This window comes from Cryobacterium sp. MLB-32 (assembly GCF_000738085.1).
Taxonomy (GTDB): domain Bacteria; phylum Actinomycetota; class Actinomycetes; order Actinomycetales; family Microbacteriaceae; genus Cryobacterium.
The window spans coordinates 1-945 of record NZ_JPRS01000374.1; the positions used below are offsets into that span (position 1 = coordinate 1).

At 59.9% G+C, this 945-nt stretch carries 3 protein-coding genes; all 3 read right to left on the bottom strand.

Translation table 11 applies throughout. From position 1 onward, the window contains the following. Positions 1-76: 76 nt before the first annotated feature. Positions 77-397, bottom strand: coding sequence for a hypothetical protein (locus JF66_RS18685; RefSeq protein WP_035880370.1), 321 nt, complete (start codon positions 395-397; stop codon positions 77-79). Continuing rightward, positions 394-708, bottom strand: coding sequence for a hypothetical protein (locus JF66_RS18690; RefSeq protein ID WP_156109923.1), 315 nt, complete (start codon positions 706-708; stop codon positions 394-396). The genes JF66_RS18685 and JF66_RS18690 overlap by 4 nt, the downstream gene beginning before the upstream one ends. 2 nt (positions 709-710) lie before the next feature. Continuing rightward, positions 711-945 (bottom strand): hypothetical protein (locus JF66_RS24650; protein WP_035880373.1); only part of this gene is annotated, 235 nt, incomplete at its 5' end.

Here is a 945-nt window from a genome sequence, read left to right on the forward strand (position 1 = left end):
TTAGGAACGACATAACGGGAATCGTAGGTGCTGTGATTGAGCGGAGTTCCGTCAGGTTCTCGGGCATCGGGCTGGTCTATTCTGCGTCGTACGCGAGTAAAAACTTGTCGGGGAGGCGCAGCCGGCAATACCGATCGACGATCTGCAGGTTCCGAAGGACTGACTCCCGATCGGTGTTGAAGGAGAGCCGCTCGTTCAGGAAGACCGTCAGGTATTTACCCGTGTCGTACTCGATGCCACCTCGGAACGTGCCGTGCTCGCCATCGAGGCCGCACATGAAAACAAACGAGTCGTAGAGCACCCAGGATGCGTTGGGACCGGCTGGGTCGGCCTGCACCCGGCTGGCTTTTGTGCCGAAAAAATCGGTGACCAGTGCGAAAAAATCGTCGGCGTTCATGCCGGGCTCCCCTGCTCGGCTGACGCAGGAGACGCCGCCCGTTCCCGCGGGTTGTAAATATAGCCGTGCTGCAGCAAATACTCGAACTGGCGCCCCAGAAAACCGGGGTCACCGACGGGATCGGATGCGAAGCGGATCATCTGGCGGCGCTGGATGCTGCCGTCCAGAAACGGCACGATGTATGCGACGAACATTTCGTCGTCGGTCAGAACCTGCTCCGTCTTGATCTTCTGCCAGTCCCGACCCAGGTCAAAGTACTTGTGTCCTTCGCGCGGATCGCGCGCGCGGGCGCCTGGGCCATCTTCAACCACGGTCATACCTCTCGCACGGCATGCGAGGTGCCGTGCACCTCATCAAATACGTCTAGATACTTTCTCGGAAGCCGGAGCCTACAGTATTCATCGACCAGCACGAGGCTGTCCCCGATCGACTCTCGGTCGCTGTTCATCGACGCGCTGCGGCCCAGGAAACTGCCCGTGACACGGCCAGGACCCACGTGGATAACCGCGCTGAACATCGAGGTCTGCTCCTCATAGCCGCAGGAGAAC

What these genes read in the sequence shown, in the direction of transcription:
- JF66_RS18685 (WP_035880370.1), bottom strand. Translation starts at nt 397, where the DNA reads ATGAACGCCGACGATTTTTTCGCACTGGTCACCGATTTTTTCGGCACA.